Annotated in this window: 26 protein-coding genes; 13 read left to right on the top strand and 13 right to left on the bottom strand. The window is 55.9% G+C overall.

Going from position 1 to position 23,510, the window contains the following annotated elements; genetic code table 11:
* Positions 1–45: 45 nt before the first annotated feature.
* Positions 46–1,206 (top strand): acyl-CoA dehydrogenase family protein, encoded by a 1,161-nt coding sequence (locus NTX17_03315; protein MCX5800397.1) that lies wholly within the window; start codon positions 46–48, stop codon positions 1,204–1,206.
* A 55-nt stretch (positions 1,207–1,261) separates the two neighbouring features.
* On the opposite strand, the gene NTX17_03320 is transcribed toward NTX17_03315, so the two are convergent.
* Both NTX17_03320 and NTX17_03325 read right to left on the bottom strand, forming a co-directional pair.
* Positions 1,262–2,569, bottom strand: a complete 1,308-nt coding sequence (locus NTX17_03320; GenBank protein MCX5800398.1) for a hypothetical protein — start codon at positions 2,567–2,569, stop codon at positions 1,262–1,264.
* A 28-nt stretch (positions 2,570–2,597) separates the two neighbouring features.
* Complete coding sequence (locus NTX17_03325) at positions 2,598–3,071, bottom strand: hypothetical protein (protein ID MCX5800399.1); 474 nt, start codon at positions 3,069–3,071, stop codon at positions 2,598–2,600.
* A gap of 309 nt (positions 3,072–3,380) precedes the next feature.
* Here NTX17_03325 and NTX17_03330 point away from each other — a divergent pair, with 309 nt between their 5' ends.
* From NTX17_03330 to thiE, 12 genes are all read left to right on the top strand, one after another.
* Positions 3,381–3,965, top strand: a complete 585-nt coding sequence (locus NTX17_03330) for a sigma-70 family RNA polymerase sigma factor (protein ID MCX5800400.1) — start codon at positions 3,381–3,383, stop codon at positions 3,963–3,965.
* A gap of 3 nt (positions 3,966–3,968) precedes the next feature.
* Positions 3,969–4,670 (top strand): zf-HC2 domain-containing protein, encoded by a 702-nt coding sequence (locus tag NTX17_03335; GenBank protein ID MCX5800401.1) that lies wholly within the window; start codon positions 3,969–3,971, stop codon positions 4,668–4,670.
* 24 nt (positions 4,671–4,694) lie between these two features.
* Positions 4,695–5,912 carry a trypsin-like peptidase domain-containing protein gene (locus NTX17_03340; protein ID MCX5800402.1) on the top strand — a complete coding sequence of 406 codons (1,218 nt, stop codon included), beginning with the start codon at positions 4,695–4,697 and terminating at the stop codon, positions 5,910–5,912.
* A gap of 17 nt (positions 5,913–5,929) precedes the next feature.
* Entirely contained in the window at positions 5,930–6,967 is a 1,038-nt protein-coding gene (locus NTX17_03345) for a DUF4837 family protein (GenBank protein MCX5800403.1), read from the top strand.
* A gap of 143 nt (positions 6,968–7,110) precedes the next feature.
* Positions 7,111–7,800, top strand: coding sequence for a tetratricopeptide repeat protein (locus tag NTX17_03350; GenBank protein ID MCX5800404.1), 690 nt, complete (start codon positions 7,111–7,113; stop codon positions 7,798–7,800).
* A 56-nt stretch (positions 7,801–7,856) separates the two neighbouring features.
* Complete coding sequence (gene efp, locus NTX17_03355; protein MCX5800405.1) at positions 7,857–8,417, top strand: elongation factor P; 561 nt, start codon at positions 7,857–7,859, stop codon at positions 8,415–8,417.
* A gap of 25 nt (positions 8,418–8,442) precedes the next feature.
* Positions 8,443–8,907 carry an acetyl-CoA carboxylase biotin carboxyl carrier protein gene (accB, locus tag NTX17_03360; GenBank protein ID MCX5800406.1) on the top strand — a complete coding sequence of 155 codons (465 nt, stop codon included), beginning with the start codon at positions 8,443–8,445 and terminating at the stop codon, positions 8,905–8,907.
* 92 nt (positions 8,908–8,999) lie between these two features.
* Positions 9,000–10,118, top strand: coding sequence for a type IV pilus twitching motility protein PilT (locus NTX17_03365; GenBank protein MCX5800407.1), 1,119 nt, complete (start codon positions 9,000–9,002; stop codon positions 10,116–10,118).
* A 9-nt stretch (positions 10,119–10,127) separates the two neighbouring features.
* Positions 10,128–11,477, top strand: a complete 1,350-nt coding sequence (gene accC, locus NTX17_03370; protein ID MCX5800408.1) for an acetyl-CoA carboxylase biotin carboxylase subunit — start codon at positions 10,128–10,130, stop codon at positions 11,475–11,477.
* A 107-nt stretch (positions 11,478–11,584) separates the two neighbouring features.
* Positions 11,585–12,310, top strand: coding sequence for a 2-phosphosulfolactate phosphatase (locus NTX17_03375; protein ID MCX5800409.1), 726 nt, complete (start codon positions 11,585–11,587; stop codon positions 12,308–12,310).
* A gap of 42 nt (positions 12,311–12,352) precedes the next feature.
* The gene (locus NTX17_03380; protein MCX5800410.1) at positions 12,353–12,787 is read left to right on the top strand and encodes a thiamine-phosphate pyrophosphorylase; all 435 of its coding nucleotides are present in this window, start codon (positions 12,353–12,355) and stop codon (positions 12,785–12,787) included.
* Positions 12,788–12,815: 28 nt separating this feature from the next.
* Positions 12,816–13,460, top strand: coding sequence for a thiamine phosphate synthase (gene thiE, locus NTX17_03385; protein ID MCX5800411.1), 645 nt, complete (start codon positions 12,816–12,818; stop codon positions 13,458–13,460).
* Here thiE and lptG read toward each other — a convergent pair.
* The 11 genes from lptG to NTX17_03440 all read right to left on the bottom strand — a co-directional run bounded on the left by lptG (position 13,442) and on the right by NTX17_03440 (position 23,503).
* A complete protein-coding gene (gene lptG / locus NTX17_03390) occupies positions 13,442–14,518 on the bottom strand; it encodes an LPS export ABC transporter permease LptG (protein ID MCX5800412.1) in 1,077 nt (358 codons plus the stop codon). The genes thiE and lptG overlap by 19 nt on opposite strands.
* A gap of 27 nt (positions 14,519–14,545) precedes the next feature.
* Entirely contained in the window at positions 14,546–15,949 is a 1,404-nt protein-coding gene (locus NTX17_03395; GenBank protein MCX5800413.1) for an LptF/LptG family permease, read from the bottom strand.
* A 329-nt stretch (positions 15,950–16,278) separates the two neighbouring features.
* Complete coding sequence (locus NTX17_03400; protein ID MCX5800414.1) at positions 16,279–16,437, bottom strand: hypothetical protein; 159 nt, start codon at positions 16,435–16,437, stop codon at positions 16,279–16,281.
* Between the two features lie 44 nt (positions 16,438–16,481).
* On the bottom strand, positions 16,482–18,281 hold the full coding sequence (locus tag NTX17_03405) for a hydrogenase iron-sulfur subunit (GenBank protein ID MCX5800415.1): 1,800 nt from the start codon (positions 18,279–18,281) through the stop codon (positions 16,482–16,484).
* Between the two features lie 51 nt (positions 18,282–18,332).
* The gene (locus NTX17_03410) at positions 18,333–18,941 is read right to left on the bottom strand and encodes an FAD-dependent oxidoreductase (protein MCX5800416.1); all 609 of its coding nucleotides are present in this window, start codon (positions 18,939–18,941) and stop codon (positions 18,333–18,335) included.
* 25 nt (positions 18,942–18,966) lie between these two features.
* Complete coding sequence (locus NTX17_03415) at positions 18,967–20,109, bottom strand: (Fe-S)-binding protein (protein ID MCX5800417.1); 1,143 nt, start codon at positions 20,107–20,109, stop codon at positions 18,967–18,969.
* The gene (locus NTX17_03420; protein ID MCX5800418.1) at positions 20,106–20,561 is read right to left on the bottom strand and encodes a hydrogenase iron-sulfur subunit; all 456 of its coding nucleotides are present in this window, start codon (positions 20,559–20,561) and stop codon (positions 20,106–20,108) included. The genes NTX17_03415 and NTX17_03420 overlap by 4 nt, the downstream gene beginning before the upstream one ends.
* Positions 20,562–20,623: 62 nt before the next feature.
* Entirely contained in the window at positions 20,624–21,169 is a 546-nt protein-coding gene (locus NTX17_03425) for a 2-oxoacid:acceptor oxidoreductase family protein (GenBank protein MCX5800419.1), read from the bottom strand.
* 9 nt (positions 21,170–21,178) lie between these two features.
* On the bottom strand, positions 21,179–22,054 hold the full coding sequence (locus NTX17_03430; protein MCX5800420.1) for a 2-oxoacid:ferredoxin oxidoreductase subunit beta: 876 nt from the start codon (positions 22,052–22,054) through the stop codon (positions 21,179–21,181).
* Positions 22,051–23,205, bottom strand: a complete 1,155-nt coding sequence (locus tag NTX17_03435; protein MCX5800421.1) for a 2-oxoacid:acceptor oxidoreductase subunit alpha — start codon at positions 23,203–23,205, stop codon at positions 22,051–22,053. The genes NTX17_03430 and NTX17_03435 overlap by 4 nt, the downstream gene beginning before the upstream one ends.
* A complete protein-coding gene (locus tag NTX17_03440) occupies positions 23,195–23,503 on the bottom strand; it encodes a 4Fe-4S binding protein (protein MCX5800422.1) in 309 nt (102 codons plus the stop codon). Before NTX17_03440 ends, NTX17_03435 begins: the two co-directional genes overlap by 11 nt.
* Positions 23,504–23,510: the final 7 nt, after the last annotated feature.

Raw genomic sequence — 23,510 nt, forward strand, 5'->3', positions numbered from 1 at the left:
CAGGGTTCTGCCTGATGAGGCGCCCATGCACGAAGGGGCAAAGAAATGGAATATTTTCTGACAAAAGACCAGGAGATGATAAGAGATCTCGCGAGGCAGATCGCCCAGGAGAGGGTACTCCCCGTGAGGGCCGAGCTGGATGAGAAGGAAGAGTTTCCCTGGGAAATCATGCGACTCCTAGCTCAGTCTGGTCTCTTCGGCGTCTATCTGCCCGAGCAGTATGGAGGTAGCGGAGGCGGATGCCTGGATCTGTGCATTGCGACCGAGGAATTGAGCCGGGTCTGCGGCGGCGTCGCAGTAAGCTACGCTGCTTCTGCCCTCGGTGCGATTCCCATTCTCCTTTTTGGGAGTGACGAGCAGAAGAAGAAGTTTCTGCCGCCCGTCGCAAGCGGCCAAAAACTTGCGGCGTTCGCCCTCACGGAACCAAACGCGGGTAGCGACGCTGCTGCGGTGCAGACGTCGGCGATCAGGAAGGGAGATTCCTACATTCTCAACGGCACCAAGCAATGGATAACCAACGGAGGCGAGGCCGGCATCTATACCGTCGTTGCCAGAACGGACAAAGAGAAGGGCATTCGGGGCTTGAGCGCTTTCATCGTGGAGAAAGACACGCCCGGTTTCAGCTTCGGGAAGAAAGAGAAGAAGATGGGCATAAGGGCGTCTGCGACAAGAGAGCTCATCTTCACGGACTGTGCCGTTCCCGCAGAGAATCGCTTGAGCCGGGAAGGCATGGGGTTTCCTGTCGCGATGAGGACCTTCGACCAATCGAGACCCGGCGTCGCCGCTCAGGCCGTGGGGATTGCTCAAGGAGCACTAGACGAGGCAGTGCGCTACTCAAAAGAAAGGCAGCAGTTCGGCAAACCGATCTCTTCCTTCCAGGGGATACAGTTTATGATGGCCGAGATGGCCACTCTGGTTGAGGCGGCGAGGGCTCTTGTCTATGCGGTCGCCAAGGCGCTAGACGGGGGAGGCAAGGACTTATCGCGAGAGTCTGCCATGGCAAAACTCTTCGCTTCGGACGTGGCCATGAGAGTCACCACGGACGCCGTACAGATCTTCGGCGGATACGGATACATGCGGGATTATCCTGTCGAGAAGATGATGAGAGACGCGAAAATCACACAGATTTACGAGGGGACGAATCAGATACAGAGGAGCATCATCGCCCTGAGCCTTATTAAAGAGGCAGGGTCAAAGAAGTCCTAGACAGTAGACGCTTCAGAGCCCAGAAAGACCGGCCTGGGGATTGCCGTGAGGCGATTTAGAACCGATATCCCGCCGACACGAAAATCTTGTCCGTGGTCTTCTTCTCGGAATAATCTGGAATGGACCTTTCGTATCCCCCGTGCACCCACGCCGCATCAAGTGTGAAAGCTTCCTCAAAGAGGTATCCCGCTCCCAAAGTGTAGAACTTGCCGTCCGAGTCAATCGAGGCCAGCCACGGTCCGCCGCTGTTGGTCACGTCCGGCAGAAGCCTGAAAGCGACGGGCTCGGTGAAGTAACCTCCTCTCACTCTCAGGGGCGCGAATGGAAACATGAATTCGGCGCCGAAACGCAGAGAGGCCGTCGCTCTGTAAGCGTAGAGGTTGTCCACCCTGATGGGTCCTGCGTAGTCAATCTGCTTCCAGTCTGCGTACGTTGCGTCGAAGGCGAGAATCAAGCCGGGTACGGGTGCGGCCGACGCGCCTGCCATGAAAGAGAGGGGCAAGGTGATCTTGTCCTCGAAGGCAAAGTCGTCGACCAGATAATCGTCACTGATTGCGTCATACTCCTCGGTGTGCTCCTGACCCTTTAGGACCAGGTGCTCGGGGAGTCGGACATTGAAACCTATCCTGCCCACGTTGCCCAGCTTGGCAAGTGTTCCGAAGGAGGCGGTCCAGCCGGTTATGTCGGCGTCGTCAGCCTTGTAGTAGTGTTCGTACACGTTGTCCGGAGGAGTATCCCAGAGCGCCCTCCACTCATATTCTCTGGTAGATTGCCCGCTCAGGAACGAAAAGCTTGCTCCGACGGCCACGTCCTGTGAGACGTCCGTGGCGAGGCCAACCGCCCAACTCGACATCCCTCCTCTTTCGAAAATGCTCTCTTTTTCTTCGCCGGACACGAATCCATACGTATCAAGATAATACGAAGGAATGCTCCCATACCTGAGGTAGTCCGAATCCGTGTTTCTGGTTCTGTTGTACGCGACGCCCAGAACGAAGCTCCCCCTGAAGGTGGGGAAGGGATAGGCGACACCCACGGAGCTGAGCTTTGTGCTGCCCACGGTGGAGGTGCTGCTGTGGCCGTACAGGACGGTCTCCAGATTATCGTTCATGTGAGAGAAGCCCGTGGAGACTTCTATTCTCCTTATTTGTGCGAGAGCGGCCGGGTTATAAAACATTGCAGAGATGTCCTCACACGCGGCCACATGTGCCTGGCCCATACCCATGGCGCGCGCACCGACGCCGAAATCGTAGATGATCGGAAGGTCCGGCAAGTCCTGCCCCAAGGAGACTTGAGCAATGACAAGCAAAGCCGACAGAACCGCCGCCACGAGACAGTAGTTCCTGTTGAGGTAGAGTACGCTCATCACCATCCTCCTCGCTGCGCGCCACACATTACTTGGTCCACATGTGTCGCTTTGTCTCCTTCTCTTCCTTCTTCTTTGTGTCCTTTGAAGCGTCAGAAGAAGCATCCTTGCCGGACGACTCCTGCTGAGATGGAGTCGTCTTTTCCCTCACGGAAGGAGTGACCCCAGGGTTCGCCGGCGCGGTGAGACCCGGTTGGGACCACATGTGTCTGCCACCCTTCTCGACCGGTTGAGTCTCTCCGGACGGAGTGTAGTACCAGTAGTCGTCATACCACCACGGTCTCCCGTAGTAGTAACGCCAATCGCCGGGGTAATAAGATCCGTACCAGTAAGGGTCGTAGTGATAGAGCCAGGTTTCCTGGTGGCAGTCCATACAGTTCTTGCGATTCTGGGACTCATCGACGAGCGCCACACCCTCGGGGTGCTTGAGGACCGTATAGCAACCTGAAGCGACCAGGGCCAGAAGAAGTAGACTGACGACAAAGTATGCTCTTGTACTCATTCTCATTCACTCCCTTTCTTCCTAGGAGTCCCGACTACACAAGAAAATCATATTCCAGTTTGACGGCGGAGTCAATCTCGATGATGCATTTTTGCCGGTACTTTCACACCCAACCATTTCTCTTGAGGTGCCCGTGGTTGTGTGGTACAATAACCGTGCCTAGGAGTAGGCCGTTCCTTGCCGCCAACCTGCGCGATGTGGGCTCGGCGCAAGAAAGGCCACTCAGTTGTCAGAGTTTCGAGGAACCTCCCCATTTGGGTGGTGTATTCACATACGGGGATTGGCCCTAACTCCCCTGGAGTCGAGTGGATGAACGCTCTGGACTCAAGAACTGATGAAGAACTCATGAACCTCTGCGTTGAGGGCTCGGAAGACGCCTTCAGCGAGCTGGTGAAGCGGTACAAGCCTCGCATCGTGAGCGTGATCTACCGCTACATCAATGACCCGATTCGTGCCCAGGAGATAGCCCAGGAGGTCTTCGTCAGGGTCTACATCCACAGAGAGAAGTACAGACGAACGGCTCGCTTCTCCACTTGGATTTTTACGATTGCCCTCAACCTGACCAAGAATGAGATTCGTCACAGGGTGAGGCACTCCAGGGTAATGAGTCTTGACGCATTGAAGGAGATGGGGAGCAACGTGGGTTTCTTCTTGAGGGATCGTAGCAGAGGCCCCGACGAAAAGCTCGAAGAGCGGGAGCTTCAGGAAGTGGTCGGCGGTGCGATTGCCGAGCTTCCGTCTAAGTACCGGGACGCAGTGATCCTGAGGGATATCGAAGGTCTTTCCTACGAAGAAGTGGGTGAGATTCTCTCGATCCCGGGAGGGACCGTGCGTTCCAGGATCAATCGTGGGCGATTGATCCTCAAGAAAAGGCTTGAGCCGTACGTGAGTTGAGAGATGAGATGTAGCGCCGCCCGTGATCTGTTTTCTGTCGCCTTCGATGGCGAACTCAGCGTGGCTGAAGAGAGGGAATTCAACAGCCATGTCTCTTCTTGCCATGGCTGTTCTCGCGAATTCGACCTCTTCTCCAAGAGCGTACGACTTGTGAGCTCGCTCAGCAGGCCTCCTGTGAATCCCTTTTTCGAAGCGAGGTTGAAGCACGCCGTCGGTGAGAGGGAAGCAGTTCCCCTTCGAGAGCGTTCGTCGGTCCTCGTTCTCAGACCTGCCATCGCCTTCGCTGCCATGGCGGTCCTCGTCAGTCTCCTTCTGTTCGTTCCACCGGGCCAAGTAGGTCTGAACGGCAGACTCTCCATCAGCGAGTTCGTGCCGAGCACTCCGGAACTGAGTGAGGTTGGCGGAGTACCAGAAGCACCCTCGGATCTGACATACGAGAGCGCAGCATCTGGCTCTTATGACGCCGACCGGTTGAGTGCGGATGGAAACACCGCCTGGCCAGCTCAGGACGCGCGCTTGGCTTCGTCCCGCGTTTCGAGTGGAACGGCTGTTCCGGTTCGAGGCGGCGTGGCCAGTGCCAAGGATGTGATTCTCGACGTGGAGTTTGTGCTGGATCGTTTCTGCCTGGAAGGTACGGAGGTGAGGAGGCTCGAGACTACGTCTGCTTCAGGGATTGAACCAGAACTTGTCTCGATGACCTTCTAGACTGTCATGAGAGGCCGCGCCGTCTTGGATAGAGATGTCTGGGTAAGCCCGGGGCTTTTGTTCTTGACCGCCCTGTTAATCCTGTCCTTTCTTCGCCTGAGTTCCTGCTACGCGGGCAACGCACTTTCTTCCCTCGAAGAAGAGCTTGAGTCAATCGTAAACAACGTGAAATTCTGCGTTGTAACCGTCAGCTCCCAGTATGACGTACGTGCAACCGGGAGTTCCAGTTCCCCCTTCGAGAGACTGGGGCTTCGCGTCGATTCTCACAATAATGCCGTTCGCCAGAGCGTGGGTTCAGGAATCGTTTTTTACAGAGAGATAATCGTGACTTCCGGAAGCGTTGTGAAGTCCGGGAAAGAAGTGAAAGTCGTCTTCGAGAACGGACAGAGCTACAACGCAACCGTGCTTGGCACGGACAGGAATGCAAACGTGTGCGTGCTGCGCGTCACCGGTCTCAAAGCCAGACCCGTAACCATCGGGAATTCAGGCAGCATCAGGGTGGGTTCGCTGGTCGTTCTCATGGGAAACTCCTTCGGGAAGTTGCCGACCGTCGCACTTGGAACTGTGAGTGGAAGGCAGAGGGTTGCGAGAATCCAGGGAAAATGGGAGATAGTTCAAATCAGCGGTCCCTTACACCCCGGAAACAGCGGCGCAGCCGTTTTGAATACTAAAGGGGAACTTGTGGCCATGGTTGTTGGGAAGCTGGTGGACGACTCGGGGGCTGGTTTTAACCCGGGTTCGGGTGACGTCGGACAACAAATCGACGCATTTTCACGAGGCGCGGGGGGTGGGGTAGGGCTCGCCATTCCGGCCGAAGATGTGCGCAGGGTGGTTGACGGGTTGCTCAAGAATGGCTACGTGGAGAACGGCTATCTTGGCGTGAGAATACAGAGCTATGCCGCCGGTGGGCCCATTACAAGAATAGGCCTTTCCTCGGCTCCTGGCATAGAGATTGCCGAGGTCATCTCTGGCAGCCCGGCAGAGAAGGCAGGCTTCAAGAGCGGTGACATCATGAGTGAATTCGACAACGAGGCTGTTTTTGAAGCGGCCCAACTTTCCCAGATGGTGAGCGCCACAAGGCCTGGCGAAAGAGTCAGGGTTTCTTTCTGGCGCGGCCCAAAGAGGTTTACTGTTGCGGTGACGATCGGAACCACACGCGCCTCTCGTGACGAAACTCCAACAGGCGTGAGACCTCGACCCTCTGCACCCAAGGCCGACCGCCGGGTGCTGTCCACGCAATAGGAAACCTTGATCCTTCCATGAATAAGCGTGCATCGCTCGTTCTCGTCGCCGTTGGTTTTTGCCTGGCGGCACTGTCTCTTGCCGGTTGCTCACCCAAGAAACTACCTGCCTACGGTGCCGCCAACGAGATAACAATCGTTACGAACCTCGGCACTCAGGACGAGGCCGTAGTACTTCTCAGGTCTACTCTCGCCAAACCTCTGATAAGCGTTGACGAGGACACGTTGTACATCCCGGAAGTCCTCTCCGGGGCTGAATTCGCAAAACATGGCAGGAGGTACGACGCCTACAGAAATCTTGTCATGCTCGTAGACATTACGAGGGACGACGGCCTGACGAAGAAGATCGAAGGCCTGCTTGGCACGAAAGTCCTCAAGCGGATTCAGGAAGGCTCAGCAGAGTATTTCGTGCGTTCCGACGTGTGGGCACTTGCTCAGACTCTGACCATCATCGCCGGAGCAGGCAAAGAGAGCTTGGCCGCAGTCATTGAGAGCGAAGGAGAGAGCCTCTACGCAGAGTTGGATAGCCTGGTGACGGAAAGGACAGGAGAGGTTATCTTCGCCGGAGGAGAGCAGCCGCTCATCACGAACGACCTTGCTTCCAGGTATGGTTGGAGCCTGAGAGTACCTCCCGGGTTCAAGCCCGTGGAGCTGGACACTGTAGAAACGGGCATGCTGCTCAGGTTAAGAATCGACGAACCCACTCGTCTCGTGTTCGTCTATTGGATGCCGTTCCATGGAAACGAGAGTGAGGTCCTCGATCCAAGGAAGTGCCTGGAACTCCGCGCCAAGTTGGTCTGGGCCGTCTACGACCAGGACGTGATGGACCGCGCACGAACCATCACGAGGGAAGCGGTGTTTGAAGGTCGAAAGGCAGTCAAGATCGAGGGGATCTGGCAAAACGAGAAGTACGTCATAGGCGGCCCCTTCTTCACGTACTGCTTCCTGGCCAAGAACAGATTCTACATGATAGACGCTGTTATTTATGCCCCCGGTACCCGCAAGGGTGCGCTTTTCAAGCAACTCGAAGCGATGATGATGACGTTCAGAGGCTAGTTAGAGTCCTGGTAAGGGGTTGCAGGGACCATCCGGACCTCTTGTGCACTGGGGCCTTTTGTGTTGACAGGCTGTAGGGGGTCTGCTAGGTTGGGCTTCCGGGGAGCCATGCCCTGTCCACTCCATGGTAGAAAGGGTTCGACATGACGCTTATTCTCGAGACTTCCTCCGACAAAGCTCCGCTTGAGGCCCTCAGAGACAGTTGCCAGAGGGATCCCAACTCCAAGCTATTCATGCCGCTTGCAGAGCAGTTGCGGAGGAGAGGATGCTACGGCGAAGCGATTGACATCTGTATACGGGCGAAGGCCATCCATCCTCGCTACGTTAGCTGCCGAGTTCTTCTCGGGAGATGTCTGATAGAGCTCGGCATGAGAGAAGAGGCACGGAGAGAGCTGGAAGACGTGCTGACGTTGGACAGAGAGAACGTTTTTTCGCTGCGCGTGATGGCCGAGATACTCAGAGCCCAGGGGGAATTGAGAGAGGCAGTGGATTATTACAGGGCGCTCGTGCGCATCAACCCTGGAGACATGGATGCCCAGAGAAGACTTACCGAGCTTATGCAACTTCCTGAGACTTCTCAAGATAGGGAGTCAACGCCCTCCTCGCTGAATCGTCATTGTACCGAGGGGGCGTCCGCACTCGATCCGCCCAAAGAGGAATCTCCCGCCGTGGGCGACCCCTCGAGTCTGGAGACATCACTTCGAGGCTCACGTGAGCTCCTCAAGAGGGAGATCAGACGTTCTGATTTCTCAAGATTCGCGGAATGGGTCAGCGCTAACTGGCAAGACCACCCAATGCCACAGGGCGGGACGCATCTTGGTGGCCAAGACTGAGGAAGGCCTCCACCCTTTGGCGTCTTGAACAGCTTGAGCAGACAAGGTGATTTGGGATGGCAACAACTAGTGATTTTAGAAACGGGATGATACTGGACTACGAAGGAGCGCTCTACGAACTTGTCGAGTTCCTCCACGTGAAACCCGGCAAGGGGGGCGCCTTTGTACGCACGAAGCTCAAGAATGTTGTGACGGGAAGCGTGATAGACAGAACGCTTAGGGCGGGCGAAAAGGTTACTGAAGCCAGGCTGGAGCGTACGACCTTTCAATATCTATATAGCGACGGCAGTTCCTACTACTTCATGAATACCGAGACGTTTGATCAGCTGGGGCTTCCGAGCGAACAAGTTCAGTCCAAGAAGGGCTATCTGAAAGAAGACCTTAGGGTGACCGTCTTGTTGCAGGGAGAACAGCCCATCGCTTTGGAAGTGCCGACGTTCGTGGAGCTTTCTGTTCGCTCCACCGATCCGGGATTGCGAGGAGACACGGCATCGGGCGGCTCGAAACCCGCCGTTTTGGAGACTGGCCTTGTAGTGCAGGTGCCTCTTTTTATACGGGTGGGCGACGTACTGAAGATAGACACGCGAACGGGGGAATACGTGGAAAGGGCGACTTGACCGAGCTGTCCGGAGGGGAGAGTCTATGAAGCTCAGTAAGATAAAGGAACTCGTCCGGCTTCTGGAAGAGAGTGGCATAGAAGAGATCGAAGTCTCGAGCTGGGGGCGAAGGATAAGAGTTTCCAAGTCGGGTAATTCCTACCACTCCCACGCTCCTGCCTTTGTGTCGGCCAGAGAGGGGACGTCCGGGGTGGGTGAGTCTGCTTCCAGGAACACCCAGACTGATTCCCATGAGAAGTCGCTCGGTGACTTGAAGGAGATCAAGTCTCCCATGGTCGGCACGTTCTACAGGGCCCCTGCGCCTGGCGCAGAACCATTCATCGAGGCCGACTCCAGGATTGAAGTTGGACAAACCGTCTGCATCATCGAAGCCATGAAACTTATGAATGAGATTCAGTCGGAGGTGTCTGGAAGAATCGCCAGAATCCTCGTGGAAAATGCCCAACCCGTGGAGTACGGCCAGACTCTTTTCCTCGTGGCACCCGGTTGAGAGAATCCGGCCAACCTGAACCAGGGCTTGCGGGCTTTGTCGACTCGCATTGAGCTCGCTCAGCCGGCCCGAGTCCCGAGGAGGGACATCCAATGAATATCATCAGTGTACTTGAGGGGATGGTTCAACTCAACGCTTCCGACCTGCATCTCAAGGTTGGAGCTCCTCCCACCGTTAGGGTTGACGGTGGGCTTCAGCCTCTCGACATGCCCCCGGCGACTCAAGAAGAGCTCGTCAGGGTCGCGGATCAAATCCTTACCCCTCGCCAGAAGAAGATCTTCGACGACACGAAAGAGGTCGATTTTGGCTTCGGCGTCCCCGGCCTCAGCAGGTTTAGGTGTAACTTCTACGTTCAGAGGGGCACGATCTGTATGGTCTTCAGAAGGGTCCCCTTCAGCGTTCCTACCTTCGAAGAACTCAACTTGCCTGCCGCCGTAAAAGACCTCCCGATGAGCCCCAGGGGCCTCATCCTTGTGACGGGGACCGTCGGCAGCGGCAAGTCCACCACGCTCGCGGCCATGGTACAGGCCATAAACACGACCGTCCGGAGGAACATAATCACGATCGAGGATCCGGTGGAGTTTCTCATAAAGGACGACAAGAGCATAATCAGCCAGCGAGAAGTGGGCATGGACACCCTGAGCTTCCAGGAAGGACTCAGGCACGTCTTGAGGCAGGATCCCGACGTGGTTCTCATCGGCGAAATAAGAGACGTAGAAACCATGTCGATTGCGCTGATGGCCGCCGACACGGGACATCTCGTTCTCAGTACCCTTCATACTGCCGATTCCGCCCAGACGGTGGCACGCGTGATTTCTTTCTTTCAACCTCATCAGCACGAAGAAGTGCGTTTCATGCTTGCTTCCACCTTGAGGGCCGTCATCTCCTTGAGACTGATCCCCAAGGCCGCGGGAAAGGGTCGAGTTCCCGCAGTCGAGGTCATGGTCTGCACCGCGGCAATAAGAGACTACATTGTCGATGCCAAGAAGACTTCTTCAATAACGTCCGCGATCCAAGAGGGCGTCAGCCAGTACGGGATGCAGACTTTCGATCAGGCCATCATGCGACTTTACAGGCAGGAGATCATAACGCTGGATGACGCACTCAGGTATTGCTCCAATCCCTCGGAGTTCAGCCTGAGAATCAAAGGAATCGAGGCCACGTCGAGCAAGACCTGGGAGATGTTCGAAAGCGGAGGTGCGAAGTCCTAGCGCGTACCTATGTTTAAACGAGTATTGATTGCAAATCGCGGCGAAATCGCCATTCGCGTACTCCGCGCTTGCCAGGAGCTTGGAATCGAGACGGTGGCGGTCTATTCGGAGGCCGACGCCGACTCGCTTCACGTGCGACTCGCCGACGAGGCGGTGTGCATAGGCCCGCCTCCCAGCGCCGAAAGCTACCTCAACATCCCCCGCATAATAAGCGCAGCCGAGATCACAGACTCAGAAGCAATACACCCGGGGTATGGATTCCTTGCCGAGAATCCTGAGTTCGCCGAGATATGCGAGGCAAGCAACATAAAGTTCATAGGTCCGACGTCCGCGCACATCAGAAAAATGGGCGACAAGGCGTTTGCACGCTCGAGCATGGTGAGAGCAGGAGTCCCCGTCCTGCCGGGCAGCGAAGGCGCCGTTGACAGCGTGCGCGATGCGGAGAAGGTGGCCGAGGACGTCGGTTATCCGGTAATGATAAAGGCGGTGGCTGGCGGCGGCGGAAGGGGAATGAGGGTGGTGAGGTCAAGCGAGAGCCTTCCGAACAGCTTTCTCATGTGTAGGGCGGAAGCCGAGTCCGCCTTTGGGAGTCCGGAAGTCTACATAGAGAAATACATAGAGAAACCTCGCCACGTTGAAATCCAGATTATGGGGGATTCGGCAGGCAACGTGGTGCACCTCTTCGAGAGAGACTGCTCCATTCAGAGAAGGCACCAGAAGCTCATAGAGGAGGCTCCGTCATCGGCCATCACGCCTGAACTGCGCAAGAAGATTGGCGGCATTGCCGTGATGGGCGCAAGGAAGATTGGCTACGAGAACGCGGGCACGATCGAATTCCTGCTTGACGAGAATGCGAACTTCTATTTCATCGAGATGAACACTCGCATTCAGGTGGAGCACACCGTCACGGAAGAAGTCACAGGTTTCGACCTGGTGAAAGAGCAGATCATCATAGCCTCTACCGGGAATCTGACCTTCGCCCAAGAAGACGTGTCGATCAACGGGCACGCGATCGAGTGCCGCGTAAATGCCGAAGATTCTGAAGCCAACTTCAGACCCTGCCCGGGAAAGATCACTTATGTTCATCTGCCGGGAGGGCATGGCATAAGGGTTGACACGCACGTGTATGCCGGCTACACGATTCCGTCTCACTACGATTCTCTCATCGCCAAGATAGTTGCGCACGGAAGGGACAGGGCAGAGGCCACGGCGAGAATGAAGAGGGCTCTCAGGGAATGCCTCATCGAAGGAGTAAAGACAACGATACCGTTCTACCAGAAAGTGCTTTCCGACGAGACCTTTGTCAGCGGAAAAGCAGACGCAACTCTTGTCGAACGCCTCTCTAAGAAGGAGGGGTGAAGGACAAACCCGAGATCGGAGGATAGTCGCTCCGACGGCGTGCTTGTGAAGCATTTTTCCCAAAAAAGAAAGGTGAAGGACCTTAACCAAAGGTCCTGTGGACTGCGATGAAATTAGATTGCTACATGGTTCCCTCCGAGATCACCGAAACCGTATTGAGGGGGAAGATCGTCGTAATAATTGACGTGCTTCGCTCTTGCTCTACCGTGGCGTATGCACTCGTAAACGGCGCCGAGAAGATTATCCCCGCGGCGACCGTGGAGGCTGCCACGAAGCTCATGTCGTCGTTGGACAGGGGGAGCACGCTGCTCTGCGGTGAGAGAGAGGGCAAGAAAGTCGATGGATTCGATCTCGGCAATTCGCCACTCGAGTACACGCGTGCAATCGTCGGGGGAAAGACGTTGGTCTTTGCCAGTACGAACGGGACCAAGCTCATGGCGAAGGGGCAGAAGGCCCAGGAACAGCTTCTGTGCTCCTTTGTCAACATGGGCAAAGTCATTGAAAGATTGAGACCGGAAGGCCCGGAACCGGTCATAGCCTGTTCGGGCACGAACGGTCAATTCTCTTTGGAAGACGCTGTTTGTGCAGGCATGGTCGCATCGAAGCTGGGAGACGTGTTTCCAGGGGCGTGGGAACTCAACGACGGTGCCAAAGCGGCCGTCGCGCTTTTTGAGGAATTTGGAGGCGACATACACAGGATGCTTCACGGCTCTTCGCACGGACTCTATCTGCTCTCCTTGGGTTTTGGTCTGGACGTCGAAATCTGCGCACGGACAGATTCCGTGCCCGTACTCCCCGTTCTCAAGGAGGGGAGGATAACACTCTCCGGCTGACGCAGAGCACAGACTCTCCGGCATCCAGTCGTGGGGGCTCCCTTGGCTAACAAAGTTGAAGAAGAGCGGCAGAAGCTTCTGAGGGCGATTGATGCCAATTCCAACAGGGTGTCCGAGGGGCTGCGAGTCGTCGAGGAAGTCGTGCGGTTTGTACTGGACGATTCCGATCTCACCAAGAAGCTCAAGGGGGCTAGGCACTTCGTGAGAGAGAAGGCACAGGACCTGGGCGGGTCGCTGTGCAATCTCGTTGCAGCAAGGGAAAGCGACGCGGACGTCGGGAGGGGACTCAGCACGACCGACTCTTCCGAGAGAAAAGATGCGGCGGGCATAGTGGCGGCAAACATGAAGAGGGCGCAAGAGGGCGTCAGAGTTCTTGAAGAGCTTTCGGCCTCGTTTGACGCCGGGAGCTCGAACAAGTTCAAAGAGCTGAGGTTCGAGTTATACTCGCTGGAAAAGAACATCATCGGAAGGCTGTAGAGACGAGGGCTGGCAGGGATTCTGAACAATGAGTCGGAGGATTGACGTCAGTCTCTATGCAATAATAGACGAAGACTGCGTCGGTGGGCGCAACCTGGGCACTTGCGCAAGCGAGCTGGTGAGGGCAGGGGCCAGCGTCGTTCAATATCGCGCGAAGAATCTCTCGTCCAGAGAGTTCCTGTTGAAGGCGCTTTCGATCGAGAGCGCGATCAGAGGCAGTGGGGTGCCCCTCGTAATAAACGACAGAGCCGACATCGCGCTGCTGAGCGGCGCGAGCGGCGTTCATCTGGGAAGCGATGACATTCCGCCTGAAAAGGCGAGGCAGCTCCTCGGGCCTGATAGGATAATCGGCGTGACGGTGCACGACGTGCAAGGCGCCATTCGCGCTGAGCGCGAGGGAGCAGACTATTTGGGAGCCGCCTCCGTCTTTCCGACTTCCACGAAGGGCAACGTACCGCTAATCGGGTTAGGGGGGCTCAAGGACATCAGTTCAAGCGTCAAGATTCCGGTCGTTGCGATAGGCGGGCTCACGCTCAAGACAGTGGGGCTCGTAATAGAAGCAGGCGCCGATGGCCTTGCGTTCATTTCCGAACTCTGGAAAAACAGAGAACCAGGAAAAAGGGCAGGAGAGTTGCGCGCGGCGATAGATTCTGCCTACCGTCTCGCTCGGTAAAGAAGACACACCGCCAGACCACCGAAGAATATGTTTCCCATCCAAGCGGCAAGCACCGGAGGAAGAGTCCCACTGTGGCCAAGAGCCTGACCGGTCTTGAGGAATCCGTAGTAGACGAAGCTGATCAATAGGCTTAAGCCCACCCCCCAGGCCATTGTTCCGCGTCTCACTCTCGTCGAGAGGGCCACCCCGATGAGTGTGACTATGACGTTGGTCAGAGGGAACGCGAGTTTCATGTGGAGTTCGACAAGATACTTCTGGACTCTTCCACCGCTCTCCCTGACCTTCTTGACGTAGTGAAATAGTTGGAAGAAATTCATCTCGTCCGGCTCCACGTCTCCCTTGGTAAAGTCTTCCGGCTTTTCGCTGAGGTAGGGAAACGTGAGGGTGCTGAAATGGGAGGCATGCTCCTCGCCCTGATTGAAAGTTCTTATGAATCCATCATAGAAGACCCACCGCTTGCCGTCCCAGACTGCCTTTGCGGCGTCTATGCGGCGGAGCAGCGTGTTGCTGCCAAACTCCTGAATGACCACCTCCGTCATTGATTTTTGGACAGTATCGTAGAGCTTGATCAGGAATATGCGGCCGTGGCTGCCCAGATAGTTCACGTTGGCTTTCCTGGTCACGACGCTGCCAAACTGCTTCTTGATCTCCACCCTCATCACGTTTTCTCTTGCTCTGTTGGTCGCGGGGATGAGAAATTCCCCCACTGCAAGTGAGAAACCGCTGACGGCAAGAGAAAGAACGATCGCAGGTGCGACGATCCTGATGAAATCTATTCCCGAAACCTCCATCGCGATAATCTCGTTTCGTCTCGCCAGTTGTCCTAACGAAAGCAAACACCCCAAGAGCAGAGCGATGGGCAGAATCAGCACGACTATGTAAGGAATGCCGAACAGGTAGAACTTGGCTATGGAAGCCATGGAGGCGTGGTGATCGATGAAGGTATCTATCTTCTCGAACACATCGACTATGACAAAAATAGCGAGGAAGAACACGAGTGCGAGCAAGAACGAAACCAACAGCTCTTTGAGGAGATATCTGTCCAAAATGCGCACGGCTGACTGCTCCTCACATGGGGTTCACTATATGGGACTCACTGCTTTCGGTCGACGCCTTCCCAGCATTCTCAGCGAAGATAGACTGACGATCTCGCATGCGTCCAGGGTCAAGGCCAGTCCCACGATTCCCAGAACGATGTTGGGCATCCAGACGGCAATGCCCGGGGGGAGAAGCCTTCTGTCGGCGAGCTGTTCTCCTCCCAGAAGAAAGACATAGTAGAACACGAAGAACCCCAGGCTGGCAAACCCTATCGCGAGGCCGCTCTTCCGCGCCCTCATACCCAGTGGGCCGCCGACAAGGACGAATACCACACACGCAAAGGGAATCGAGAACTTCTTGTGAATCTCGACTCTGAACGAGTTGATCTGGTTCCGTATCGCCTCCAATTCAAGGAGAGTGTACTGAACGGACCTCGATACGTTGAGCTGTCCCTCCCTGGACGCGAGTCCCGCGGCGTCGTCAGAACGCTTCCAGAAGAGGAGAAGGCCGCCCGCCTTTTTCGCGAGACCCTTCAAAGTGAGGGTTCGCCCAGTCTTTTTCAGGAAGTCTTGATACGAACCGTAACCTTCCGCCTTGAGCTGCGGCGTAAGGCTCCTCATCACGGCCGCTTCTTGTGTTGAGAGCTGACGAATTCTCTCCCTCAAGGCAGAGACGTTCATTTCCCTTTCGCCTCTCACCTGCCGGTTGGAACGCTCCAGTTGTGAATATGCATTTGTGATATTGATAACGTGAGTCTTGAACACGAGCCTTCGATACTTGCGGGGCTCGTTGACGTCGGGGATCTCGTGGATCTCTCCGTCCTGGAGGTAAAGCGTCAACGTATTCTTGTCCTCAGCGAAGGTGAGAGTCCCCTTCTTGGCGAATATGGTCGTGGGGACGCTTCCGGTATGAAAATCATATATCGTCACGCTGGACATCTTTCCCGTTCTGTCGTCAAGCTTGTTTATGAGCATGCTGTAGCCTTCGAAGTCGTCGATGAAGACCCCTTCTCTTATCTGGGCGGCCGGACGTTTCCTGCTGATGTCCATCAGAAGATTGGCAAACGCGTGATTAGACTCCGGCAGAACGAAATTCATGAAGAGAGAGAGAAGAAGACTGATGATCCCCGCGGTGACAAGCGGCGGGAACATGATCGAGAAAGGGTTGACTCCGTTGGCTCTCATGGCCCTTATCTCGTTGTCCTGCGAAAGGCGGCCGAAAGTCATGAGAGACGCAACCAGGACCGCGCATGGGATGGATAGCGCTATCATCCACCCGAGGCCGTAGACGAAGAGCTGAAGCACGATGAACGCCGGAATCCCCTTGCCGATCAAGAGGTCCAGGTAGTCGAAGAGAAGATCCATTGTGAGAAGGAACGTGACTACGCACAGACCCATGAGGAACGGGAAGAGGTGCTCTTTAAGGATGTATTTCTGTAGGATCGTCATCCCTGGGAACTCCGTCCCGAGTCTTGCCAGCTGCAGGCTTACTTTGTGACCAAATCTTCTCACTCTGGGCCAGATGCTAGCACCGCGCCGAGGGGTTGTCAATCAAGGGACGAAGGATCAGGATGCTTCCCAGAGACGAGCCCCGCGCCAACAGGACGGGAGGGCCAAGAGTAGGTGGCGTTCTCTGGGGATCCGGGATGCTTGAAATGAATAACGCAGTCTCTAAAGATCGACTAGCGATACGTGGAGCTAGATGAAACCTGACCTCAGACAAATCGAAGTCGTGATTCATCCGGAGGGCACAAGAAATCCCGATGCTGCGGCTTTTCTCACTTCGCGGCCCTGGCTTCCTTCTGTTCCTTGATTCGCCGCATGCTGTTGCTCTTGCACTTGGGGCAAGCTCGCTCTTGTAGCTCGGCGTCGGGAGAGTAGGGGAGCTTCGTGATGGTGCCGCATCTTAGGCACTTGAAATCAGCTTCCTGAGCCATCTAAGATCTCCTCACACAATCTGGCGTGTCCAGCCGCGTCTGACTCACTGTGTCTTGGCCGCTTCCTTCTTTTCTTTCGGCTCTTCTTTCTTCTTCGGCGCGAGCGCCTGTTTTGTGAACTCTACTTCCTTCGCCGTGACCTTCTTCCTCATTTCTTCCACCTCGCGCATCACGAGCGCGAACTTCTGCCCTTCCGCGGCGCTTATCCACTCGAGCTGCAGTCTCTCGGGCCTGATGCCCTTCTTCTCGAGCTGGTCCCAGAGTCTCTCGACTCTTAAGACGGTCTGTCTGTTGGCGTTGATGTAGTGGCAGTCGGCAAAGTGACACCCCGAGACTAGCACTATTGGCGCGCCCTTTCGGAACGCGTAGAGGACGAAGTCTTCGTTCACTCTTCCGCTACACATCGTCCTTATCAAACGGTTGGTGGCGGGATACTGAAGTCTTGAGACACCAGCGAAGTCTGCTCCGGCGTAGGAGCACCAGTTACACGCAAAGACCACGACCTTGTTCTGAGAATTTTCCTCGAGGATGGCGTCGATCTGCGCGTAAATCTGATTGTCCTGGAAGTGACGCATCGTGATGGCGCCGAACGCGCACTCCGCCCCGCACGTCCCGCAACCCGCGCACGCAGCCTCTATGACCTTGGCAGGAACCTTGGTCTTGCGGTCGGTCTGAGTAATGGCCTTGTAAGGACATACCTTCACGCACAGGCCGCAGTACTTGCAGAGATCCGGGTCGATGTGGGCAGTTATCGCCTCGACCTTGATTTTCCCGGCCGCAAGCACGATGTTGGCTCTGGATGCAGCAGCAGAGGCCTGAGTCACGCTGTCCTTCACATCCTTGGGGGACTCTGCGCAGCCTGCGAGAAATACGCCCCTCGTGGGGGCGTCCACGGGCTTGAGCTTGGGATGGGATTCCATGAAAAATCCATCAGAGGTCTTCGAAAGAGTGAGTAGCTGTCGGACGACTTCGCTGTCCTTCCTGGGCAGAAGCCCCACGGAGAGGACAAGCATGTCGACCTCGTGCTTCTCGATCTTACCGGTGGTGGTGTTCTCAACTGTAACGATGAGATTACCCGTTTTCGGATCTTCCTCCACGTCTCCGGGCAGTCCCCTTATGTACTGAACGCCTTCCGCCTTGCTTCTCATGTAAAGGTCTTCGAAACCCTTCCCGAAGGCGCGTATGTCCATGTAGAAGACCTTGAGGTCGATGCCCGGGTAATGATCCTTGAGGAGGACCGTGTCCTTTATGGTGTTCATGCAACAGATGTTACTGCAGTAAGGATTTCCTCTTTTCTGCGAGCGAGAGCCCACGCACTGCACGAAGCCGATGGACTTGGGGGTCGTCCTGTCGCTCGGGCGCACGAAATGCCCCTCGGTAGGGCCACTGGCGCAGATGAGCCTCTCGAACTCCATGCTCGTGATCACGTTCTCGTAGCTTCGGTATCCGTACTCGTCGAGTTCGGTCGGATCGTAGACGTCGTTTCCGACGGCGACGATTATGGCTCCGACGTCGACTGTCACGAATTCGTCATGCATGTCGAAGTCGATGCATTTTTTCTCGCAGACCTCGAGGCACTTGGCGCACGCTATCGGGTTGTTCCCGAGGCACGTCTTCATGTCTATGACGTAGCTCGAAGGGACTGCTTGTGGGAGCTGAATGTAGATGGCCTTTCTCGAGGAGAAACCCATCTGGTACTCGTCGGGAATGGCGACGGGACAGACCTTGGCGCATTCGCCGCAGGCGTTGCACTGCTTTTCGTCTACGTAGCGTGCCTTTTTCCTGATGGTGACTTTGAAGTTTCCGATGTAGCCGGAAACGTTATCGACTTCGCTGTAAGCCATCAACTCGACCCTGGGATGTCGACCGACATCCATCATCTTCGGACCGAGTATTCATATGGAGCAGTCCATCGTGGGATAGGTCTTGTCAAGCTGGGCCATTATCCCTCCGATGGACGGTTCTTTCTCAATCAGATACACGTGATATCCGGCGTCGGCCAGGTCGAGAGCGGACTGAAGACCCGCTATTCCACCGCCGATCACGAGCGCCTTCCTCGTTACGGGAATTTCCTTCTCGTCCTGTGGTTGGAGCAGGCGGGCGCGCGCCACCGCTATCTTGACCAGGTCCTTGGCCTTCTCGGTCGCCGCCTTCCGGTCCGCGATGTGAACCCAGCTACAGTGTTCCCGCAGGTTGGCCATCTCGAGAAGGTAGGGGTTGACACCCGCTTCTTCCACGCACGCTCTGAAAGTGGGCTCGTGCATCCTCGGAGAGCAAGAAGCGACCACCACTCTGTTGAGCTTGCTCTCGAGTATGTGCCGCTTGATCTCTTGCTGGCCGGGGTCAGCGCACGTGTACTTGTTTTTCACTGCGACCACCACGTCGGGAAGGGTCTCGGCGAACTTGCGGACTTCGTCGCAGTCCACGGAGGCTGCAATGTTCAGACCGCATTCGCAAACGAAGACGCCGACCCTCAGGTCTTCAGTGGTCTCTGGCTTAACCATTCCTCGCACCTCCTTGGCTGTCTGATCACTGCCTTAGCGCAGAGGCAACCAGTACAGTCAAATCCTCTACCTGGATCTTTGCTTCTTCGGGGAAGCCAACGTCCTTCATGGCGCACATAAAGTGAATCTTACACTTGGCGCATGCTGTGGCAAGGAGAGTCGCCCCGCCGTGCCGGGCTTCTCTCAGTCTGTCGGTCTGAATGGCCTTGGAGGCGACGCCGCAGTGAATCCAGCCGCTGGTGCCGCAGCATATCGAGGCATTTCCCGAGCGGCGCATGTCCTTGAAGCCGCCTCCGAAGAGAGCCTCCAGCAGATTTCTCGGCTGCTCGTAAACGCCGAGGAATCGCCCCAATCTGCATGGATCCTGAAACGTGACCTGCTTGTCGCTCTTCTCTAACTTGAGCTGTCCAGAAGCGAGGCTCTTGTCAAGAAGTTCGCTCAGATGGTAAACCTCAAACGGCAAGGCGCCTGCAAAATCCGCATAGTAAAGCTTGAGGGTTGCGGCGCATTCGGGGCACGCCGTGACGACTTTCTTTGCGCCCGTGGCCCTGATTCTCTCGATGTTGTGTCTGGCCAACATTTCGAAACTCTTCACGTCGCCCGCCCACAGCAAGTCGTGGCCGCAACAGCGTTCGTCGGAGAGAACCATCGGTTCGATTCCCATGGCATTGAGAATCTTCAGCGTCGAGCGAGCGATCCTAACGGGATCGGCCTTCAAGTCCTCAAAAAATGCGTCGAAAAAGGGAAGGCATCCCACAAAGTAGAGGTACTCTGACTTGTCTGATACCTTGAGGTCCTTGGTCAGCCAGCCGAGTCTGTTCTGCTCCAGATCTGGAGTCGTCATGATTCTCATCAAGAGTTGGAACGCACTTCCGTGAGCGCAGACTGCCTCCTCGCCGCCGCTATACGCGTCTATGCGCACCACTTTTGTGAGATCAACGTAGTCGACGTCGGACGGACACCTTTCACTGCAAAGTTTACAGGTGAGGCAATGCCATATGCCTTCGTTCTTGAGCGCCTCTTTGTCGCCAGAGACGGCGTTCGCCACTATGCGCCGTGGCGAGAAGCACCCGTTGACACGAGAAACGGGGCAGACCGCCGTGCACTTGCCGCAATCAAGGCAGAGCCGCGCGCTAGTGGCCTTTATGGCTTCAACAGTGTCTTTCACCCTATTCCTCCCGATTTTCTAAGTGGGCTTGGCCCGACGAGTGTCACCTGCTCCACGAACTCGGTCATCGCTTTGCACAAGCCTTCCCCTCCATCAGGGGAGAGCCAATCCACCCTGAGCCTTTCATGCTCGAGGCCGATAAGGCCGGCAAGTTTCCTTGAAGTCTCGAACATTTCGACCTGCCGCTCGTTGCCGAAAGAATAGTGGCAAGCGCCCTTCTCGCAGCCGCAGACCATGACTCCATCTGCTCCAAGCTCGAATGCCTTGAGCACGAGGCCGGGAGTCACTCTGCCGGAGCACATCACGTTCACTATGCGCACATTGGCGGCACCCTCCGGAGAGCCCGGCGAGCCTCCCTTGACTCCGGAACACCAATTGCACACAAACGCGACGATTCGCGGTATGAACTCCTTTGGACTAATTGCCTTCAAGCTATCTGTTTTGTCTCTCATACCTGATTATCCACTCGGAATGCCGCCCGGCGGTTGTCCGGCCGCCGCCTGGACGTCCACCGCTACGGCCTCACTTGCAGGCCGTGATCGTAGCCCTGTTTCATGGCCGCCAAATTCAAATCCGTCGTTCCCGGCGGCACGGTCGTCGAGATGGCCTGTTTCATGGCTTCGAGGGTCACAATCTTCGTGACTGCCGTGAAGAAGCCGAGCATTACGATGTTTGCCACAATCTTCTTTCCGAGTGTCTCTGCTATGCGCGTCGCCTTCACGCCGTAGATCTCTACACTCTTGTTCAGGCGTAGCGGCTTCACCAAGTCTTCATCAATGAGCATCACGGCTCCGTCGGGAAGCTGCGATTCGAACTTTGTACAAGCCTCCTGGGACATTACGACCAGAACGGTGGGCTTCACGGGGTGTGGGTAGTGGACGGTTGTGTCAGATACGACGACGCCGGCGCTACAAGCGCCGCCCCTGGACTCCGGCCCGTAACTCTGGGTCAGAGTGGCTTGCCTCTTGTCGTAGATCGAAGCCGCTTTTCCGACGATGTAACCGGCGGAGATTATTCCTTGTCCGCCGAAGCCTGCAAATCTCAACTCTGTTCTTGCCATAGTGCCTCCCTACTCATCCGCGCTGGGGACCGTGACGTGCACCGGGTCAGGTTTCTCCCACGGAATCTTGAACTTGTCTCCCAGTCTTTCCTTGACCAGATCCAGAAAAGTGGGACGCTCTATGTCCACGAACTTGCCGACTATGATCTTCCCGTCCTTCTCAATGGCCACCTTGGCCGGATCGGCTCCGTGCTGGATGACGGAGTTCTGCTGGTAGCTCCTCAGAACGTCGAGCCCCGTGCCCTGCTTGTTAAGCCGGTTGAACAGAGTGGGGCAGGGGGATATTATCTCGACCACGCTGAAGCCTCTCTTGTGGATGGCCTCCCCGAGCGACTTGGTCAGCCTTCTCGTATCAAGAGCGGTCCAACGGGCGACGTAGGAGGCACCACTGGCCGCTGCGAGATAGGGGATGCTGAAAGGAAACTCATAGTTGCCATAAGGAGTCGTGGTCGTCCTTGATCCAAGCGGTGTCGTTGGCCCGCCCTGGCCTCCGGTCATTCCGTAGTTGAAGTTGTTGACGCATACAACGGTCATGTCAAGATTGCGTCTGGCCGCGTGGATGAAATGATTGCCTCCAATTGCGATCAAGTCGCCATCTCCGGAGACAACTATGATCTTGAGGGACGGGTTTGCCAAGTGAAGACCCGCTGCAAATGGAATCGCCCTTCCATGCGTGGTGTGAAACGAATCCATTTTGAGATATCCGGCCACGCGGCCAGTGCAGCCGATTCCAGACACAACGCACATCTTGTCGAGTGGAATACCAGACTCCTGAATCGAAGAAATGAGAGCCGCAAGACAGGTCCCAAGGCCGCAGCCTGAACACCAAATGTGCGGGATTCTGTCCTCCCTCAAGAGTTGATCCATCGGATGCCGTTCATTCATGCCGCAGCCCTCCTGATGGCGTCCAGTACCTTGTCCGGATCGTGAATTCCGCCGCCGGCATGCGGTACCAGGATGACTTTCGCTTTTCCGTGCGCGCAACGTTCGACTTCTAGAGAAATCTGGCCGAAGTTGATCTCTGGCACGACAAAACCCTTCACGCGTCCTGCCAATTCGTCAATCCGCTCGTCCGGGAACGGCCATACCACAATGAGCTTGAGGAGCCCCACCTTGATTCCCTCTTCCCGTGCCTTCTCTATAGGCAATAGAGAAGTTCTTGCGGAGATGCCGTACGAACAGACTATAACGTCGGCGTCTTCACACATCTCCTCCCGGTACTCGATTATCTTGTCTCTGTTCTTTCTGATCTTCTCGACCAACCGCAGGACGAGTTCACCCTGAGCCTCCTCGCTTATGACCGGGTATCCTTTTCTGTCGTGAGTGAGACCGGTGATGTGCATTCCATAACCATGCCCGGCAATCGCCATCTGCGGAACAAGATCCGCGTCCGGTTCGTAGGGAAGATACTTGTCCGGAGGAACTCTCGGGGTCCTTCTGGGAGTGAGCGGGATCGTGCCTGGCTCAGGCATCGTGACCTTCTCGGTCATGTGACCGACGACCTCGTCTGCCATCACTAGCACCGGCACTCTCCACTGCTCGGAGAGATTGAATGCCTTGATGGTGAAGTCGTAAAACTCCTGAGGAGAGCTGGGACTCAAGGCTATGATTTCGTAAGGTCCGTGCGAACCCCATCTGGCCTGCATCATGTCGCCCTGGCCCACGAGCGTTGGAAGACCGGTGGAAGGCCCCCCTCTCTGCACGTTAACGAGAACGCAGGGAGTCTCGGTCATCACTCCCAGCCCCAGGTTTTCCATCATGAGGCTGAAACCTGGACCACTCGTGGCAGTCATCGTCTTCATTCCTCCCCAGGACGCTCCGAGGATCGCGTTCATGGAGGCAATTTCGTCCTCCATCTGTATGAAAATGCCGCCTACTTCGGGCAGTCTTTCGGCAAGGTGTTCTGCCACCTCTGTGGAGGGAGTGATGGGATAGCCAGCAAAAAAGCGGCATCCCGCCGCTATTGCGCCCTCGGCGCAAGCTTCGTTGCCGCCAAGAAAATGTTCTCCCGTGAGAACACCGGCTTCACTTTCCAATTTTCTCCACCTCCGTTTCTACTGCTTCGCTGAAAATTGCAAATTCCGGACAGAGCATTTCGCAAAGCTTGCAGTTTACGCACGCCTCTTCTCGCGTTGCCAGCGGGAAGTGGTAGCCCTTTGAATTGAATTCCGTGGAGAGTTCCAGCACGTCCCTCGGGCAGTATTCGACGCAGAAGCTGCAACCCTTGCACCTTTCCTTGATCAAGTGGAGCTTGCCGTGCGGCATCTTGAGTTTGTCCAAATCAAGAGGAATTCTCCAGTACTTTGGTTTTTCGGCAGTTGAAGCCTCTTTCATGCCTCTC

The organism is Candidatus Eisenbacteria bacterium, assembly GCA_026388185.1.
GTDB lineage: Bacteria > Eisenbacteria > RBG-16-71-46 > JAFGJU01 > JAFGJU01 > JAPLKG01.